We start from the raw sequence: 15,871 nt of genomic DNA on the forward strand, positions 1-15,871 counted from the left end.
CTCCCAAACAAAAAACCAAGTACGTACGAGCACTCGGTCCGTTTCTTTCAAGTATAAGATGTACCATTTTGATAAAAACTACATACAGCATTAAACATTCCATGACGAAACAGCTTTTTCTCGTACATTTGAAGAGAAAAACAATCGAAAGGATGATCCGTTCATGCCAATTAATCAACAACATCAATTAGAAGTGCTGAAAGATATTTTAGTCAATCACCAAAGTGATTGTTGCGGGACAGTTTCTGAATGCGAGCAATTAGAGCGTCTCATTCAATCGTTACTCGCAAACGATAGTATAAGTAGTGACGCTAAAGCAATGCTAAACGATGTATATTCTTATAGTCAATCGGGTAAATCTTCCTCTAATTTGGACAACCACATTTCCAATAATCAAGAACAACTTACTCAGTGGATTGCTGGAATGGACAATTTTTCTTAAGTATTACTCTGAAGCAAGTAGTTGCTGTAAATATTGATGCCAATATTCAGCTTCTGCTTGCTGTTTTTTTGTTGTGTGCCATTGCATAGACAAAATCGTTTGTGCTATTACATACCATCTCATACGCCTAAGCAGCGATTCATCCATTTCAATATCATAATATTCGAGCCACTCGCTCCATTCGTGGCGCGGAATGTACCAATATAATAACATACCAAGGTCTAGAGCTGGGTCAGCAATTACAGCTCCATCCCAATCAATTAAAAACAACTCATCTTCATCCGACAATAGCCAGTTGTTATGGTTCACATCACAATGGCATACAACGAATTCATTGTATTCAATATCTTTTAATGAATCCATTAAATATTGAAGGCCTTGCTGAATTGTTTCATCATCCCTTATATCTCCTCTTAAAACAAGTTGCAGTTGTTGTAATAACTCTTGTGCGTGAAGCGGTTGCTTCCCAAGTCTTTGAATCATCTGTACAAGCGCTTTAGAGGAGTGTATTTTCTTCAAAAGTTTCGCAACACGTTCTAGTTTCATATCCTCTGGCTCTAGCTTCTGTCCCGGAAGCCATTTTTGAGCAGAAATTACATCACCGTTCGTTACCCTTCTTGTCCAAAGTAATTTTGGAACAATTCCTTCTGCTGACAATACCGCTAAAAAGGGCGATGTATTCCGCTTTAAAAATAACTTCTGTTGTCCGTTTTGCGCAATATACGCATCGCCCGTTACTCCACCAGCCGGTACAAGACTCCACTCTTTTCCTAATAATTGTTCCAACCATTCCATATTCATTACCCGTTAACAAATCCTTATCTTTTATAGTTATGAAAAGAAAAACCGCAACATTTCTACACATGTTGTGGATTCATATATTTTACTGTAAATGAAAAGAAAACTTGGCATAAGCCAAAAACTCTCTATTTTATTTTACAAAACCAGTCATAGAATGACAACTTATCAAAATCGTCACCTTTGTCAATTCTACATTTATTACATTCTCATCGTCAAGTAGCGATTTGTCACATTATCGTCAATATATACGTGCTAATTGGAGCCAGCTGAAGTTCCTTTCCTCTAAATGAAGAAATTGGCTCTATTTTCGCTTGCTTTTCGTTTACTAACACATGCCACGTTTCTTCTTTCGGAAGTTGCACCGTTTTAGCTTCTAAACCGCTATTAAATAAAACTACAATCTCTTTCCACGGTCCAAACGATTCTGCATGCCCTAGGTGATATGCAAGTACTTCTGGAGAGGTTTGCAAAAAAGTCATGTGCTTTTTTATAAGGTCTGCGTTTTGCAATCGGAATGCTCCGTGCTCTTTACGAATCGCAATTAAACCTTTTATATAGTTAACGATCTCTATCTCGTTCTCTTTTTGATCCCAATCTAATTGATTAATTTCATCATTTGCATTATAACTATTTTCATTTCCTTGCTTTGTACGATAAAACTCTTGCCCAGCATGTAAGAAAGGAATACCTTGCGAAAGAATCACCATTGCGCTCGCTAGAAGGTGACGTTTTTTCAAAATCTCTTCTGGCTCTTCATTACTGCGCATTAGTTTATCCCACATCGTCATATTGTCATGACATTCTACATAGTTAATGCTTTGCACAGGCTCTAGAAACAGACCTGTTTCTTTCATACTCAAAAGACTTCCCGATGCTATATACTGCAAATGATTACAGTCTACATGCCCACCAAATGCAAAACCACGTTTATTTATATGAAAGGTACTCCCTTTTATCCCATCACGAAATTGATCATTAAATTGCGCAATATGCGGCATTTTCTTTGCATTATTTAACGTTGCTTTTTCCTCTAGAGGAAGTGGTGTTTGTAGCTCCCACCCTTCTCCTAATAACAATGCATCTCTCTTTATGTTTCGCACTTCTTTTTCTATTATATTCATTGTATCGACATCTAAAATTCCCATTAAGTCGAATCGGAATCCATCAACATTGTATTCAGTAAGCCAATATAAAATAGACTCTACAATGAATTTCCTCATCATTTTCCGTTCAGATGCTATATCATTTCCGACTCCCGTCCCATTAGAAGGCATGCCATCTTCACCATGACGAAAATAATATCCTGGGACAAGCTTTTCAAATGATGATAGCTCTCTTTCATACACATGATTATATACAACATCTACAATCACTCTAATACCGTGCTCATGAAATGTTTCAATCAGTTGCTTACACTCTACTATCCTGTTATACGGATCAGAGAGGTCTGTAGCATAATATCCCGTTGGCGCATTGTAATATAATGGATTGTAACCCCAATTATATGCAGCGGAAGGATTCGCCTCATCTACACCACCGAAACAATATAAAGGCAATAATTCAACATGTGTAACACCCAAATCTTTTATATGAGACAAGCCTGTTAACGTCCCATTCCGCCCTGTTGTTCCTTCTTCCATTAACCCCTTATATGTTCCTTTTTTACTCACTCCGCTGCCCTGATGAATAGTAGCATCACGAATATGCAGTTCATACAATATGGCATCTGTCATTGCCTGTAATGGTGGTAATTGCTCTCGTCTTGTTACATTTGTCTTTTCCAAATCGATAACAACGCCGTACGTCCCATTTACAGTCACTGACTTTGCGTAAGGATCCACAGCTTCATTCCATATTAAATTAATACAAACAAGAAATGTATACTTTGCTCCGGCTAAATCGCCTTGTAATGTATGAGTCCAAACCCCATTTTCTCCTCTATGCATTTCATGATCGGTATATTCTTTATCACTTTTATAAATCCTTACTTTCGCAAGCCTCGCAGTTGGAGCCCATACTTTAAATGTCGTTGCTTCTTTTTGATACACGGCTCCTAAATCTGTACCTTCGTAGTAATACTTTTCATCGAAAATCGCTGTTCTTATGACAGCACCTATTTGTAAATCTGTTTCTTCATTCCGTTCATCTCGTACTGTATAATACTTCCCCACATCTAGCGGCTCTTCTATAAAGCACTCATACTTCGTTGCATCCGGAAGCGCAATTGTATGAGAAATCGGTAAATCTTTCACGTTACTTCCTTCTTGCAAACGAAATGTCCGGCTTGTTCCATACGCGTGTGGGAGCAAAATTGTAATTTTATTCATTTCATCTAAATAGGCATCAAATGGACGTTTTACTTTCAACATAAAAAAATCACCATCATTCTTAAAATTAAATGAAACGAGCTGCAAATAATAAGGCTTTTCTTATCAGCAAGGCTCTATACAGTAACACATTATTCTCTATAGTATATTCACCTGTATAAAAAACGTTTTCATACATTCTATTTTTGTAATTTTATTTCAGCAATCGCTTTATACTTCGGTGTCTCCTTCACATGAGATTCGTATAAAGTAATCGTATCCGCTTGAAATGATATTTCAGGCACTTCCTTTATATGTTCTAAATCAAACTTCTCTTCTCCTACCCATTTACGAGCAACAGTAATATGCGGATGATACGGGCGCGTTTCTAAAGAAAATCCATTCCCTTCACAAATAACGTGTACTTGCTTTTGTAATTGAAACAAATCGTAATTCTCACTTACCTTCGCCAAAAAAATACGCGGTCTATCTTCCATACCGAACGTTGAAAACCCTTGTAATGTGAACGATAGTACTTTCGTTTCTGTAAGGGTTTGTAATCCATTCTTTATTCCTTCTAGTTGTTCCTCTGTCGCACTACCTAAAAATGAAAGGGTAATATGATAATCTTCTTTATGTACCCACGAACGAAATGGTAATTCCTCCTGCATTTCCTCTTTATAGTTAGACAGCACTTCTTTTATATGATTTGGTAACGTAATCGCGACAAAATAATGCGGCTCCATGTACATCTTCTCCTTCTTTCTATTGTTGCTTTTCTTTCTTATCTCATTCAATTAAATAGAATCAAACTTCCCTACAAGTCTAACCAAGTTAAGGTCGCGTTAATAAAATGAAACTTTAATCAGTGGGGGTTTTGTCCATCCCCTACTGATTATCAGCCCTCACCAATCGGGCTTTTACGGGCAGTTGATCCCCACCTAACTTCTTCGCTTTCGCTAAATTTTAAGGTGGGGGTCTTACTGCCCGTTAATGCGGGATAAATGAAATTATATCGAAATCTCGACAAGGGATATCGACTTAACAACAAACGCTACGTAACAGAAAACCGTCCCAAAATATGTATTGGGACGGCCTCTTCTTATTTATATATCCATTACTTCGCTAATTCATGAATTGCTTGCGCGTAAATTGCTGTTGCTTTTAATAAGTCTTCAATTTCAATGTACTCGTCTTTTTGATGCGCAAGTTCTTCTTTTCCAGGGAACAACGGACCAAACGCAACGCCAGCTTTCAATGAACGAGCGTAAGTACCGCCGCCAATTGCTAATAGCTCTGCTTTTTCACCTGTTTGTTCTTCATATACGCGTTGCAACGTACCAATTAGCACATGATCTTTATCAACGTGATGCGGGCGAGAGTTCGAATAGTCTGCTACCGCAAATCCATGAGTACCAACATACCCTTTTAACTTCGTGATCATTTCTTCAAAGTTAGTCGTAACTGGATAACGTACATTTAATCCTAAATTGCCACCATTCTCTTTTGTATAAGAAAGGCGACCAACATTCACAGTTAATGGTCCGCTAATATCGTCTTTATAAGAAATACCAGCTTTCTCTCCTAAAATATCTCCTGTAAATGTTTCTGTTACAAACGATGCAAACGAAGCCCCTTTTCCATCAAGAGCAACTGTAGTTAAGAAGTTTGCCAGTAATAAACCTGCATTCTCGCCCTTCTCCGGAGTAGATCCGTGAGCTGAAATCCCTTTAATTTGCAACGTCACCGTATTACCTTCTACAACTGCTTCACCTATTTTTTTAGCAGTTTGTAAATACTCTTCATATGCTACTGTAAGTGCATTTACATCTTCTCCTGTAATAATCGCTTCTGCAAAATCAGGAACCATATTTAAACGGCGACCTGATTCAAATGAAACAAGTTCATATGTACCTTTCTTCTCTTCACTACCACTTTGCACAACTTGTATATCAGAAATTCCTTTTTCTGCATTAATAATTGGAAAATCTGCGTCTGGCGCAAAACCGATTGTTGGCATTTCTTCGTTTTTAAAGTAGTGATCTACACATTTCCAATTGCTTTCCTCATCTGTTCCTAAAATCATACGAACGCGCTTTGAAAGAGGTAAACCTAATTCTTTTACAATTTTCATTGCATAATAAGCTGCCATCGTTGGGCCTTTATCGTCAATTGCACCGCGTGCAAAAATCTTTCCGTCGCGAATATCTGCGCTATATGCGGGAGTCGTCCAGCCATCTCCTTCTGGTACAACATCAACGTGACAAAGAATACCTACTAACTCTTCTCCTTGTCCCATTTCAAGATGACCTGCATACCCTTCTAAATTTTTAGAAGCAAAACCTTCCGTTTCTCCTTTATGTAACATGAAAGATAAAGCTTTTTCTACACCTTCACCGAATGGTGCGCCCTCTTTCGCTGATTCTTCTTCCCATACACTTTTAATTTGTAAAAATTGTTGTGTATCACGAATTAAATCATCTTTTCGTTTTGCAACTTCTTCTGTCCAATTAATCGCTGACATCACGCATCCATCCTTCACTATATTGTTTCTTTCATCATAACAAACCGAAATCTCTTATGCCATATACGAAACTCAAATACCTAACAATTGTAATATTTCAGATATTTCCCATTAGTTTTTCTTTTATTTTTCTAAAAAAATTTGCAGGAATTTGGCGTTTTACGTAGAATTTTATGTGTTAGTTGACTGACCATATATAAAATGTCAACTACCAATATTTTTCTATATGAATATTTGTTAAACTTTTGTAAAATTTAAGTAGATTAAAGCATGAATTTTATCATGTAGAGTACAATGGTAGTAACGACCTTCTTTCCTGAATGGGGTCAAAAAAACTAGTAGAGGAGTGGTTTTCTCTTGAAACCTACAACTACTCGTATGCTAACACGCATTAAATCAATTTATATGTACATCAATGAAAACGGAACGGTAACGACGAAAGACCTTGTAGATGAGTTCGGGATCACACCACGAACGATACAACGTGATCTAAATGTGTTGCAGTTTAATGAACTCGTGTATAGCCCTTGCCGCGGTAAGTGGACAACAACAGGAAAGAAAGTGAGAATGACCTCATAATGAAAAAATAATTGTATGTAAATAAATACATACCCCTTTCTAACTCATTAGAAAGGGGTCTTTTCTGCGCCAAAAACAGCACTATTTCTCAGTATCTACTTGATATGTTTTTAACATTTCTACTTCTTCATCTGATAGCTCTCGGTATTGTCCAAGTTCTAGCTCTTCATCTAATACTAATGGTCCCATCTCTGTTCTCTTTAGGTAGACTACTTTTTTCCCTACTGCTTCAAACATACGCTTCACTTGATGGAACTTTCCTTCTGTAATCACAAGCTCGATTTCAGAAATCTCATCGCTTTTTAATATTGTAAGTGCACCTGGCTTTGTTTCATAGCCATCATCTAAAATAACACCTTTAGCAAACTCTTTTACATCCTCTTCTGTTACTACTCCTGCAACGTGTGCATAATATTTTTTCGGCACATGCTTTTTCGGAGATAACAATTGATGTGATAACTTCCCGTCATTTGTTATCAATAAGAAACCTTCCGTATCAATATCAAGTCGTCCAACTGGGAACGGATCAAAGATTGCATCTTCTAACTCTAATAAATCTATTACCGTTTCATGATTATCATCTTCTGTCGCTGAAATAACGCCTTGTGGTTTATGCAACATTAAATAAACAAACTCTTTATATTCCACAACTTCTCCGTGAATCATAACTTCTTGCTCTTCTACATTTACATGAACCTTCGCATCTTTCACTGGCGTTCCATCAATTTTTACAACGCCGTCTTTCAATAATTTCTTTACTTCTTTTCTACTTCCATATCCCATATTTGCTAATAATTTATCTAATCTCACGTTTTCCACCTTCTTTATTTATCATAGAAAAGGGGACGTAATTACGCCCCTTTTGATTTCAACTTTATTTTGAATCTATTGCCAAGTTTACGTTGGATTTTCTCTAACGCTTCTCCGCCAAATACTCGTTCAAGTACTCCTGTGCGAATTGCTAACAATCCGTACACAAGACCACCAATACCTGCACAAACCACAACTGTAATAAGAGCACCCATTCGGCCATCAGGCGAGATCATGAAGGACAGAATCCATTGTGATAACTTTACAGCAATGACCATTACAAGTGTTAATACTGCAATTTGGAAAGTTCTCTTATATACAACACCAAATGAATAGTGTACATGTTTTTTGATTTGTCGATTCGTATACCATACGGAAGCTAAGAATCCGACTGCTGTTGCTAAAATCGCTCCAACTGTACCGAAATAACGAATAAAGATTACGTTACATACGAATTTCAAAATAACACCCATAATAAGCGCGACAATCGCATGTTTTTGTTGATTGATTCCTTGTAGAATTGCTGCTGTCACTGTAAATAAAGCGAATAACAACGCAACCGGTGCATACCACATTAATACTTGTCCACCTAGTGGATCTGAGTCATAGAACGCAGTATAAATTGGATATGCAAGTGTTGAAATACCGACAACTGCTGGCAATGTTAAGAACATATTTGCCTGGAATGTTTGTGTAATTTGTAACTTTAAATAACGGTATTGTTTTTCAGTAAATGATTTTGTAATCGCTGGTACAAGCGTTAAACTAAACGCTGTCGCAAGTGAAACAGGAATCATAATTAATTTATGCGTCCACATTGTGAAAATACCAAGCGCTCGCTCAGCGATATCACCTTGGCCAATCGCTTGCATAATTGAGTTAAATGTCAATGTATCAATTTGTTGATATAAAGGAATTGTTAGCCCAATTATAACGTAAGGAATCGCATATGCAAATAATTCTTTAAATAATTGAACCGTACTCACTGTCGATTCTGGTACAGTTTGTTCAATTAAATATTGATCCAAATGTTTTTTACGTTTTAACCAGTACCAAATGAGTACACCGAGCGCTCCAACTGCTGAAACGAACGCAGCAAATGTCGCTACCCCAACTGCTGTTGCAACTGTACCACCGAGTACTTTAATAACGATAAAACTACCCGCTAATAAAAAGACGATACGAATAATTTGTTCAATAATTTGCGAAACTGTAGTTGGTCCCATCGATTGGTGACCTTGGAAATAACCACGAATTAAACTCGCTGCTGGTACAACAATAAGTGCAAAACTTACAAGACGAATAATCGTCGTAACTTCTCCTATATTACTGTGTACACTTTGTTTACCAAGCATTGCTTCTGCAAACAGTGGCGCTGTCATGTATAGAACTAGGAACGAAAGAACTCCTGTTACTATCATCATAACCATTCCCGAACGGAACATTCTCCGGCTCGTTTTATAATCGCCAAGCGCATTATATTTGGAAACAAATTTGGAAACAGCAAGCGGCACTCCTGCCGTTGCAATACTTAAAAAGATCGTATATGGAATGTATCCATATGTATAGAGCGTTCCGCCTTCTGTACCTACTAATGCATGAAACGGAAAGACGTAAATCATGCCTAAGAACTTTACTAAAAATGTCCCTAACGTAACAATAAGCGTTCCGCGCAGAAATTTCGAATCGGACATACAAAAATCCTCCTACATCTACATAAAGTGAAACTTTAATCAGTGTGGGTGTTCTTCCCTACTGATTATTAGTTGAACTATTCGAGCATTTATAGGCTACCAAATTCCCTTTTTATTTCTCTTACATCTTAAGGTTTTTGTCTTATTGCCCACAAATAGCAGGATAGTGCTGAACTCTAACTTTTGTATTGTACCACAATTCTCTCCTTAAGCAGTACTTCACTCTATTTTTCTTTTAAGGGAAAACATGCTATTCTTTTAGGCAGGAAATGTAGAAAATGAGGTCGATATATTATGCATTATGATGTTATTGTCATCGGCGGCGGGCCTTCTGGGCTAATGGCTGCAATCGGTGCTGCAGAAGAAGGCGCAAGTGTCTTACTTCTTGATAAAGGAAATAAACTAGGGCGTAAACTTGCGATTTCTGGTGGTGGTCGTTGTAACGTAACGAACCGTCTACCACTTGATGAGATCGTTAAACATATACCAGGAAACGGTCGCTTCTTATACAGCGCTTTTTCTATTTTCAATAATGAAGATATTATTACATTCTTCGAAAAGCTTGGCGTGCAACTAAAAGAAGAAGATCATGGTCGCATGTTCCCTGTATCAAATAAAGCACAATCAGTAGTAGACGCACTTTTAACACGATTAAAAGACTTAGGTGTAAAAATCCGTACAAATACACCTGTTGAAACGATTGAATATGAGAACGGTCAAACGAAAGCTGTAGTACTGCAAACTGGTGAAGTGTTAGAAACGAATCACGTCGTTATCGCTGTTGGTGGAAAATCTGTTCCTCAAACCGGTTCTACTGGAGATGGATATGCTTGGGCTGAAAAAGCTGGACATACTATTACAGAATTATTCCCAACAGAAGTACCAATCCTTTCAAACGAACCATTTATTCGTGACCGCTCCTTACAAGGTCTTGCTTTACGCGATGTAAACTTAAGCGTATTAAACCCGAAAGGAAAAGCTATCATTTCTCACAAAATGGACATGCTCTTCACTCATTTCGGCCTATCTGGTCCTGCCGCTCTCCGTTGTAGCCAATTCGTCGTGAAAGCACTGAAAAAGTTTAAAACGAACACGATTCAAATGAGCATCGATGCATTACCAGAAGAAAATAGTGAACAACTATTCCAACGCATGCTGAAACAAATGAAAGAAGATCCGAAAAAAGGAATTAAAAACGTTTTAAAAGGTTATGTTCCTGAACGTTACTTCCTATTCTTATTAGAAAAAAATGAAATTGACGGTAGTGAACAAGCTGGACAAGTTTCTCACGAGAAGATTCGTGCACTTGTGAAAGACTTTAAAGAGTTTACTGTGAATGTAAATGGTACGCAATCAATTGAAAAAGCATTCGTTACTGGCGGCGGTGTATCCGTTAAAGAAATTAACCCGAAAGAAATGTCTTCTAAATTCACGAACGGCGTATATTTCTGCGGAGAAGTTCTTGATATTCACGGTTATACTGGCGGCTATAATATTACATCTGCTCTCGTTACTGGTAGAATTGCCGGAACAACAGCTGGAGAAAACGCGAAAATGCAATAGTAAAAAAAGAAACAGGGATTCCTGTTTCTTTTTTTATAGGTACATAAAATTATATTAGCGGTCTTTCACATATATCAGCGATCCCTCAGGTTATACCGACTTACCAACAAAGAATGCCAAACCCTCGTGCTTTTTAGTTGCTTTATATACCTTAGTACCTTTATATTTTATATTGTTGAATATTTAAAAAAGGGTAAGGGGAAAAAATATGAGAAAAAAAGTCATGATGTCTTTAATGCTAATGACGTTTCTTTCTGCGGTAGAAGGAACGATTGTTAGTACAGCGATCCCTCGTATAACGAGTGATTTGTCAGGCGTCGAACTTGTTAGTTGGGTATATGCAATTTATATGCTTGCAACAGCTGTTTCGACTCCAATATACGGAAAGTTAGCTGATTTATTCGGTCGTAAAAAAGTTTTACTCATCGGAGCTACAATCTTCTTAATCGGTTCTGCGCTTTGCGGAGTCGTTACATCAATGGAACAATTAATCTTCTTCCGTGCTCTTCAAGGTATAGGTGCTGGTGCTGTTATGCCGATCACAATGACGATTATTGGAGACTTATATAGCGAAGCGAGAGACCGCGCGAAAGCACAAGGTTGGATGAGTGCCGTTTGGGGTGTATCGGGTGTTATCGGACCGTTAGTCGGTGGATTTTTAGTTGATTCTCTATCTTGGCGTTATATTTTCTTCTTAAACGTCCCATTTGGAATTATCGCTTGCTTAATGATCGCCATTTACTACAAAGAATCTATTAAGCCCGCTAAACACCATATCGACTATCTTGGTGCAACAGTCTTCTCATTAAGTACGATCGCTCTACTATATACATTATTAACAGGTAGCAGTAAGCAAAACTGGGGCGACATAACAATTATTGGCCTATTAATCTTCGCCGTCGTTTCATTCATTATTTTCTTATTCATCGAGAAAAAATCTCCGGAACCATTAATTCCGCTAGCACTTTTCTCTAACCGTACATTATCTACAATAAACATATTAACGCTCATTGCTGGCGCAATGATCATTAGTATTACAATGTACCTTCCAATTTGGAGCCAAGGTGTATTAGGAAAAAATGCGACAGAAGCTGGACTTATTTTAATGCCAATCCCTGTTATGTGGACATTTGGCGCTATTTTCTCTGGTAACTTAGTAGGCAAATTAAAAACGAAACAAATCATTTTACTTGGAGCTAGCATTTTATCAGTCGCTACGTTCTTATTATTTACATTATCAACAAATTCACCATCGTTCCTTATTTATGTAGCAGTCGGATTATTCGGATTAGGAATGGGGCTTGTGACACCGATTTACATGGTAACAATTCAAGCAGCCGTACCAGCTCATACACGCGGAACAGCCGTTGGTTTAAACACATTTATTAATACATTTAGTCAAACGTTAGGTGCTGCAATCTTTGGCACAATCTTCAATACGATGATTCATGCACGCGGTATTCAAAACCTTGATCTTGTATCTGGTGGCGGACATGGAGGAACTACAGCAAACGTAGTAACCGAATCGCAAGAGGCATTAGCATCAAGTGTACACGTCATTTATATGAGTACTTTCGTATTAGCAGTATTTACACTAATTATCGCTTGGATTTTATTGAAACCAGCTACTCAAACAAGTGAGCAATAAAAAGAGGATGACCATCTCGGTCATCCTCTTTTTATTCTTCATTCTCCACAATATGTTTCAGCATAGATAATTTATTATCCCAAAAACGTTCATAATATGAGAGCCACTGTTGTAATTCCTCTAATGGTTCTGGATGCAAACGATATATCTTCTCTCTTCCGCTTTTTCTTCCGCTTACTAAATTCGCTTCCGAAAGAATATGAAGGTGCTTTACAACCGCAGTACGACTCATCGGAAAATGATCCGTTATTTTGGAAATCGGTAACTCTTTATCACTTAATAACCGTATTACTTCTCGGCGGGTTGGATCAGCAATTGCTTGAAATACATCATATTTCGCTGCTGATGAAGACATTTAGCCTTCAACAACCTTTTTCAGTTTTTCATTTACAATCGCTACCCAGCCGCCACTCATTCTATCGCGAATAATAGAGCTCTTCGCATTCGCTTTCGGAAGAATTTCATCAGGATGTTTCCAGCCGCCGTGAATTAACGTAAATTCTGTTTTATTATCTCCTAGGTCTTTCAGATTAAATGAAACGACCCAGCCATCTGTATCCCATGAGAAAGATAGATGGTTTGGTTCATCAATTTCTAACACTTTACATGGTGATGGGCCAAATGGTGATTGCACATGAAATTCATGTCCTACCTCTAATGCAAAATCATTCGGCATAAACCATGACGCAATCCCTTCTGCAGTTGATACTACATTCCATACTTTTTGAATAGACGCGTTAAAAACGATCGTTTGTTTAATATCATTTAATGTATTTTGTTGTTCCATTTTCATTCTCCTTTATTCGGCAATTAAATATAACACCTTTTGGTTACATTTCGATGATATAACACCTTTTAGTTTCATGTCAACGCTAATTCTTTTTTACTGTTGAGAAATTCTCAACATTTTTTCAACAGGACAAACACCCTCTGAGCATTCCCTCATAATATACTCACAAAGGCAACAAAAAATAAAAACTTCTCTCAACATGAAACTCCATCATTCATCTTGAAAGAAGTGCCTTACGTATATCATGCGTATTTCGTCTCTCCTCCTTCCCTCAGGGACACTACGCGAGATATGAAAAATCAGAAGGAATATGCCCACCATTTGAGTAGGTAGTTATTTCTCTTCTCCTCAACATTTCCTTAGGTGCGAAATGACTACCCCCTCACTTTTTTCAAACAAAAATAAAAAGGAGATGAAGGCTATGTTCTATTGCATTAACTGCTCTGACATTCACCATGAAAAACATCCGAATGATAAAGTATTCAAAAACGGTTTTTATATCGATCCATTTTTAGGTGATCGTTATCACCTTGGTATGTGTACAGATGCCCAAAACCATGAAACAGGGGAGCCTCTTTTAGCGAAAAAGAAATTAGGCACAACTCAATCTATTATGAACGTATTACCGACACATGTTGTCCCAACATAAAGCATAAAAAAGAGCTGGCTCACCCAGCTCTTTTTTATGCTTTATAAACGATCATTGCTGAAAAACAATAAATTTGGTTTTCGTCATCATTAATGGAAACACCGACTTGATACTTAATATCTACAAAATTACTATCATCAATCTTTTTCAAAAAAACATTTACAGCGTCTTCTAAGTCTTTTTCGTGACTTTCATCAAACACTTTCACACGAATCATGTTAACACCATCCTAGATCGCAGCCCTCCGCCGCTTGATTATTGCCACGGTGCGTATCTATGATGCGATAAAATTTTCCGTCTTCATATATATATCCGTCTTCTAACACATATTGTTTACCTTCAGTATAGACATAAAACTTACCTATCATAAATTTACTCGTGTATAATTCCAAATAATCCGGTCTAAATTTAGCTACAACTTTATTTGTAATATCAATTCTTATTGTGCGCCCCACCTTCTCTCCCTCCCTTGCAAAGAACGGATTTAGGTATATTGTATTAGCGATTTTACATTTTATGCTTAAAAATAAGTGGATATGCCTTCTTTCTTCGTCTGTACTATTTTTCAAAAAAATCATCAATAAATAAGAGCAAAAAAATATATAAAAAAAAAAGAGTTTTTACTTATTGACTATAATATCAACATTATGGTATTATATAAAATTTGACATTTTTGTTTACTTGTGCTATCATTAAAAGTGGTTACCACATATGGAGGTGGATGATTTGTTTCAAATTGGCGATAAAATCGTTTATCCAATGAACGGCGCAGGAGTCATCGAAGCCATTGAAGAGAAAGAAATATTAGGAACAACACGTCAATATTGTGTGATACGTATCATTAGTAAAGACATGCAAATAATGCTTCCTATGGATCAATTACAAAAATCAGGTATTCGTTATATCGTAGATAAAGGTACGTTAGATGGTATACTTCTTGAATTTCAAAACGGGGAATCAGACACATCACTTTCCTGGAAACAGAGATATACAATGAATATGGAAAAAATGAAAAACGGCAATCTGCAAGATAGTGCAGAAGTCGTTCGCGATTTACTTCGCCGTAATAAAGAGAGAGCATTAAATGCGAGCGAAAAACAAATGCTAGATAATGCACGCAAAATGATGATTAGCGAAGTTGCTCTCGTGCAAAATGTTTCTGAACATCAAGCAACAGAATTTCTTCAAGATACAATTAATCATTAAATTTAAAATAGCCGACCGCTATTTTTTTTGCAGAAAAAAGGACAAAGAGATAAACCTCTTTGTCCTTTTATATTACCCGCGCCCTGCTTGAAACGACGGGTATAAAGTCATTCCACCATCTGCAAATAACGTAATTCCAGTTACATAACTCGCTTCTGAGGAAGCAAGCCAAGTTGCGACTGCTGCAATTTCTTCTGGTTTTCCAATGTAGCCCATCGGTATCATACTTTCTACGTCAGCACGCTTTTTAGGGTCAGCAAACTTTTCGGCATTAATTGGTGTATTTATTGCACCTGGCCCAATATTATTTACTCGAATACCTTTCGGTGCATATTCTAACGCTAACGTTTCTGTCATCAGTTTAATGCCGCCCTTACTCGCCGCATAGTGCACAAATAGTGGCCATGGAATTTTCTCGTGAACACTCGACATATTAATGACAGATCCTTTAATATCGTGTTCCACAAAATATTTAATCGCTTCACGACTTCCTAAAAAAGCGCCTGTTAAATTTGTATTAATTACTCTATTCCAATCTTCAAGCGGCATTTCATGCGATGGTACTGCGTTTTCTATCCCTGCATTATTAATCATAACGTCGAGCGTACCAAACTCTTTTACAGCACATTGAATGAGATTCGCAACATCCGATTCACTCGTGACATCACCTTTTACAGCAATCGCTTCTCCCCCTACTTGTTTAATTTCTTCTAATACATCATGCGCTTCTGACTCTCGTGAACGATAGTTAATTACTACTTTCGCTTTTTCCTTAGCAAACCTTACTCCCATCGCTCTTCCAAGACCAGTTGCTGACCCTGTAATAACGACAACCTTCCCTGCTAAATTACTATACATT

Annotated in this window: 17 protein-coding genes; 6 read left to right on the forward strand and 11 right to left on the reverse strand. The window is 37.3% G+C overall.

Annotation, left to right across the window (positions count from 1 at the left end; all coding sequences use genetic code 11):
• Window positions 1–163 precede the first annotated feature (163 nt).
• Complete coding sequence (locus QCI41_RS14070; protein WP_001122236.1) at window positions 164–442, forward strand: YtzH-like family protein; 279 nt, start codon at window positions 164–166, stop codon at window positions 440–442.
• A gap of 3 nt (window positions 443–445) precedes the next feature.
• Here QCI41_RS14070 and QCI41_RS14075 read toward each other — a convergent pair whose 3' ends face one another.
• The 4 genes from QCI41_RS14075 to pepV form a co-directional block, all read right to left on the reverse strand.
• Window positions 446–1,243 (reverse strand): phosphotransferase family protein, encoded by a 798-nt coding sequence (locus tag QCI41_RS14075; RefSeq protein WP_002096266.1) that lies wholly within the window; start codon window positions 1,241–1,243, stop codon window positions 446–448.
• A 227-nt stretch (window positions 1,244–1,470) separates the two neighbouring features.
• Window positions 1,471–3,612 (reverse strand): type I pullulanase, encoded by a 2,142-nt coding sequence (gene pulA, locus QCI41_RS14080; protein WP_353837265.1) that lies wholly within the window; start codon window positions 3,610–3,612, stop codon window positions 1,471–1,473.
• 137 nt (window positions 3,613–3,749) lie between these two features.
• Window positions 3,750–4,295, reverse strand: coding sequence for an RNA 2',3'-cyclic phosphodiesterase (thpR, locus tag QCI41_RS14085; protein WP_353837264.1), 546 nt, complete (start codon window positions 4,293–4,295; stop codon window positions 3,750–3,752).
• A gap of 371 nt (window positions 4,296–4,666) precedes the next feature.
• Window positions 4,667–6,073: a dipeptidase PepV gene (pepV, locus tag QCI41_RS14090; RefSeq protein ID WP_353837263.1), complete on the reverse strand. Its 1,407-nt coding sequence runs from the start codon at window positions 6,071–6,073 to the stop codon at window positions 4,667–4,669.
• A 357-nt stretch (window positions 6,074–6,430) separates the two neighbouring features.
• On the opposite strand from pepV, the gene QCI41_RS14095 reads away from it, so the two are divergent.
• On the forward strand, window positions 6,431–6,652 hold the full coding sequence (locus tag QCI41_RS14095) for a DeoR family transcriptional regulator (protein WP_000805512.1): 222 nt from the start codon (window positions 6,431–6,433) through the stop codon (window positions 6,650–6,652).
• An 81-nt stretch (window positions 6,653–6,733) separates the two neighbouring features.
• On the opposite strand, the gene QCI41_RS14100 is transcribed toward QCI41_RS14095, so the two are convergent.
• Both QCI41_RS14100 and QCI41_RS14105 read right to left on the reverse strand, forming a co-directional pair.
• Entirely contained in the window at window positions 6,734–7,462 is a 729-nt protein-coding gene (locus QCI41_RS14100; RefSeq protein WP_001234944.1) for a pseudouridine synthase, read from the reverse strand.
• Between the two features lie 41 nt (window positions 7,463–7,503).
• Window positions 7,504–9,156, reverse strand: coding sequence for a putative polysaccharide biosynthesis protein (locus QCI41_RS14105; RefSeq protein WP_353837262.1), 1,653 nt, complete (start codon window positions 9,154–9,156; stop codon window positions 7,504–7,506).
• Between the two features lie 294 nt (window positions 9,157–9,450).
• Here QCI41_RS14105 and QCI41_RS14110 point away from each other — a divergent pair, with 294 nt between their 5' ends.
• Together QCI41_RS14110 and QCI41_RS14115 are read left to right on the forward strand one after the other, a co-directional pair.
• Window positions 9,451–10,719: a BaiN/RdsA family NAD(P)/FAD-dependent oxidoreductase gene (locus QCI41_RS14110; protein ID WP_000558875.1), complete on the forward strand. Its 1,269-nt coding sequence runs from the start codon at window positions 9,451–9,453 to the stop codon at window positions 10,717–10,719.
• 208 nt (window positions 10,720–10,927) lie between these two features.
• Window positions 10,928–12,367 (forward strand): MDR family MFS transporter, encoded by a 1,440-nt coding sequence (locus tag QCI41_RS14115; protein WP_353837261.1) that lies wholly within the window; start codon window positions 10,928–10,930, stop codon window positions 12,365–12,367.
• A gap of 31 nt (window positions 12,368–12,398) precedes the next feature.
• Here QCI41_RS14115 and QCI41_RS14120 read toward each other — a convergent pair whose 3' ends face one another.
• Both QCI41_RS14120 and QCI41_RS14125 read right to left on the reverse strand, forming a co-directional pair.
• Window positions 12,399–12,722: an ArsR/SmtB family transcription factor gene (locus tag QCI41_RS14120; RefSeq protein WP_000098837.1), complete on the reverse strand. Its 324-nt coding sequence runs from the start codon at window positions 12,720–12,722 to the stop codon at window positions 12,399–12,401.
• Window positions 12,723–13,154 (reverse strand): SRPBCC family protein, encoded by a 432-nt coding sequence (locus QCI41_RS14125; RefSeq protein WP_000437758.1) that lies wholly within the window; start codon window positions 13,152–13,154, stop codon window positions 12,723–12,725.
• 424 nt (window positions 13,155–13,578) lie between these two features.
• Here QCI41_RS14125 and QCI41_RS14130 point away from each other — a divergent pair, with 424 nt between their 5' ends.
• Window positions 13,579–13,806 carry a DUF3973 domain-containing protein gene (locus QCI41_RS14130; RefSeq protein WP_000498995.1) on the forward strand — a complete coding sequence of 76 codons (228 nt, stop codon included), beginning with the start codon at window positions 13,579–13,581 and terminating at the stop codon, window positions 13,804–13,806.
• Between the two features lie 34 nt (window positions 13,807–13,840).
• Here QCI41_RS14130 and QCI41_RS14135 read toward each other — a convergent pair whose 3' ends face one another.
• Window positions 13,841–14,023, reverse strand: a complete 183-nt coding sequence (locus tag QCI41_RS14135; RefSeq protein WP_000621751.1) for a sporulation protein Cse60 — start codon at window positions 14,021–14,023, stop codon at window positions 13,841–13,843.
• A 1-nt stretch (window position 14,024) separates the two neighbouring features.
• Complete coding sequence (locus QCI41_RS14140; protein WP_000533808.1) at window positions 14,025–14,261, reverse strand: DUF2553 family protein; 237 nt, start codon at window positions 14,259–14,261, stop codon at window positions 14,025–14,027.
• A gap of 256 nt (window positions 14,262–14,517) precedes the next feature.
• Here QCI41_RS14140 and QCI41_RS14145 point away from each other — a divergent pair, with 256 nt between their 5' ends.
• Window positions 14,518–15,012 carry a CarD family transcriptional regulator gene (locus tag QCI41_RS14145; protein ID WP_000451449.1) on the forward strand — a complete coding sequence of 165 codons (495 nt, stop codon included), beginning with the start codon at window positions 14,518–14,520 and terminating at the stop codon, window positions 15,010–15,012.
• Between the two features lie 72 nt (window positions 15,013–15,084).
• On the opposite strand, the gene QCI41_RS14150 is transcribed toward QCI41_RS14145, so the two are convergent.
• Window positions 15,085–15,870, reverse strand: coding sequence for a glucose 1-dehydrogenase (locus QCI41_RS14150; RefSeq protein ID WP_353837260.1), 786 nt, complete (start codon window positions 15,868–15,870; stop codon window positions 15,085–15,087).
• Window position 15,871 lies beyond the last annotated feature (1 nt).

Source organism: Bacillus cereus group sp. MG4 (genome assembly GCF_040460055.1).
GTDB lineage: Bacteria > Bacillota > Bacilli > Bacillales > Bacillaceae_G > Bacillus_A > Bacillus_A wiedmannii.

Excerpts from the sequence above, each read along its gene's own strand:
- QCI41_RS14075 (WP_002096266.1), bottom strand. The coding sequence starts at position 1,243 with ATGAATATGGAATGGTTGGAACAATTATTAGGAAAAGAGTGGAGTCTT.
- QCI41_RS14110 (WP_000558875.1), top strand. The coding sequence starts at position 9,451 with ATGCATTATGATGTTATTGTCATCGGCGGCGGGCCTTCTGGGCTAATG.
- QCI41_RS14125 (WP_000437758.1), bottom strand. The coding sequence starts at position 13,154 with ATGGAACAACAAAATACATTAAATGATATTAAACAAACGATCGTTTTT.
- QCI41_RS14135 (WP_000621751.1), bottom strand. The coding sequence starts at position 14,023 with ATGATTCGTGTGAAAGTGTTTGATGAAAGTCACGAAAAAGACTTAGAA.
- QCI41_RS14105 (WP_353837262.1), bottom strand. The coding sequence starts at position 9,156 with ATGTCCGATTCGAAATTTCTGCGCGGAACGCTTATTGTTACGTTAGGG.
- pulA (WP_353837265.1), bottom strand. The coding sequence starts at position 3,612 with ATGTTGAAAGTAAAACGTCCATTTGATGCCTATTTAGATGAAATGAAT.
- QCI41_RS14130 (WP_000498995.1), top strand. The coding sequence starts at position 13,579 with ATGTTCTATTGCATTAACTGCTCTGACATTCACCATGAAAAACATCCG.
- QCI41_RS14145 (WP_000451449.1), top strand. The coding sequence starts at position 14,518 with ATGGAGGTGGATGATTTGTTTCAAATTGGCGATAAAATCGTTTATCCA.
- pepV (WP_353837263.1), bottom strand. The coding sequence starts at position 6,073 with ATGTCAGCGATTAATTGGACAGAAGAAGTTGCAAAACGAAAAGATGAT.
- thpR (WP_353837264.1), bottom strand. The coding sequence starts at position 4,295 with ATGGAGCCGCATTATTTTGTCGCGATTACGTTACCAAATCATATAAAA.
- QCI41_RS14120 (WP_000098837.1), bottom strand. The coding sequence starts at position 12,722 with ATGTCTTCATCAGCAGCGAAATATGATGTATTTCAAGCAATTGCTGAT.
- QCI41_RS14070 (WP_001122236.1), top strand. The coding sequence starts at position 164 with ATGCCAATTAATCAACAACATCAATTAGAAGTGCTGAAAGATATTTTA.
- QCI41_RS14150 (WP_353837260.1), bottom strand. The coding sequence starts at position 15,870 with ATGTATAGTAATTTAGCAGGGAAGGTTGTCGTTATTACAGGGTCAGCA.
- QCI41_RS14115 (WP_353837261.1), top strand. The coding sequence starts at position 10,928 with ATGAGAAAAAAAGTCATGATGTCTTTAATGCTAATGACGTTTCTTTCT.